This window comes from Cohnella rhizoplanae (assembly GCF_948329515.1).
GTDB lineage: Bacteria > Bacillota > Bacilli > Paenibacillales > Paenibacillaceae > Cohnella > Cohnella rhizoplanae.
In genome coordinates this window covers 1-1,574 of sequence record NZ_CAOJCN010000056.1, presented here as the reverse complement: position 1 = coordinate 1,574, position 1,574 = coordinate 1, and the positions used below count along the sequence as shown (strand labels likewise).

At 53.7% G+C, this 1,574-nt stretch carries 2 protein-coding genes; both read right to left on the bottom strand.

The window, feature by feature from the left end:
- A partial coding sequence (locus tag PQG80_RS28765; RefSeq protein ID WP_271755294.1) for a PTS transporter subunit EIIC occupies positions 1–1,087 on the bottom strand: 1,087 nt, incomplete at its 3' end.
- A gap of 270 nt (positions 1,088–1,357) precedes the next feature.
- On the bottom strand, positions 1,358–1,574 hold a 217-nt coding region (locus PQG80_RS28760; protein WP_271755293.1), incomplete at its 5' end, for a hypothetical protein.

Here is a 1,574-nt window from a genome sequence, read left to right as displayed (position 1 = left end):
TTCCAACGGGAAGAATGAGAAGCGGCTTCGTGCCGAGCGGGAAGTTGATGACGTAGTCGATCAGCCCTTGCGAGAATCCCGCTCCGAGCTTCACGCCCAAGGCTGCCATGATCAGTCCGCTGACCCCGGTCAGGAGGGCATGAATCACGAACAAAAACGGCGCGGCAAACATAAAGGCAAATTCGATGGGCTCCGTAATCCCCGTAAGGAAGGAGACGAGCGCGGCGCCTCCGAAGACGGAAGCGATATCTTTCCTTCGCTCGGGCTTGGCCGTGTGAATGATCGCCAGCGCGGCGCCCGGAAGCGCGAACATCATAATCGGGAAAAATCCGGTGATGAACATGCCCGCCGTCTTATCTCCCGCAAAGAAACGCGTCAGATCGCCATGAACGACATTGCCTGCCGCGTCCGTATACGAGCCGATTTGAAACCAGGCGATCGAGTTGAGGATATGGTGCAGACCGAATGGAATGAGGAGTCGGTTCGAAGTCAAGTAGATCATGGAGCCGAGGCCGCCCAGATCGACGACCCATCGGCCGAAGACGTCCAGGCCTTGCTGAATCGGCACCCAGACGACGCCCAAGACGAGACCGACGATAACCATGGCGAACGAAGTCACGATGGGCACGAACCGTTTGCCGCTGAAAAATCCGAGCCAATCCGGCAGCTTGATTTTGTGGTACTTGGCGTATAGGGAAGAGGCGACGAGCCCTGCGATAATGCCGCCGATCACCCCCATGTTAATTTTGGCGTCCTCTCCTACGAACGCAAAGGCGACGGGCACGGCCTCCAGTACGTTCACAAGCACTTGATAGGCAATGACGGCCGCAAGCGCGGCGACGGCGTCTCCCGCAAGTCCGATCGCTACGCCGATCGCGAAGATCAGCGGCAGGTTCCCGAAGATCGCCGAACCCCCGGCATTGAGGAAGGGCGCCAAGTAATGGTTCAACCATCCCCCGACATGGTTGCCCAGACCAAGGTCCTTCACGTAGTCGATATTTCCGAATCTCAGCAAGAGCGAAGCGGCGGGCAATGAAGCGATGGGAAGCATAAGGGCCTTTCCGATTTTCTGCAAAAAAACCAGCATATCTTTCATCCCCTTTACCGATCTGTCTTCCATTTTTCTAACTCGTCTCTTTGTAATCGCCGGCCTTTGCCGGTGCCGTTATCGGCGTCCCCTCTCTCATCATTCCCCCATGGCGGCCGTGCAACCGCTTGCAAGCAGGAAACAAAAAAGCCAAAGACCCAAATTCCCCGAAGGGAATTCGATCTTTGGCTCATGCCCGTAAACGGTAACACGCCGATGCGTTTGTAATTGCTCTTACTATAGCTTAACTCATTTAACGAAGTCAATACATTACTCGCATTTGTCAACACTCCACCTATTTTTCCCAAGGCTGAAATTCGTTACTTGCAGTGAATTTGTGCCTTGATAAGCATTAAAGTACCAGAACCTCACAACGTTGCTCTTTACAGTGATGCCCGCAAAATAACCGTCGGACGCGGCAGGAGCCTTAAATGAAGTTTTTGAAAGCACTTTGAAATTTTCGTCTATGGCTTGGATGGAAAAAGGA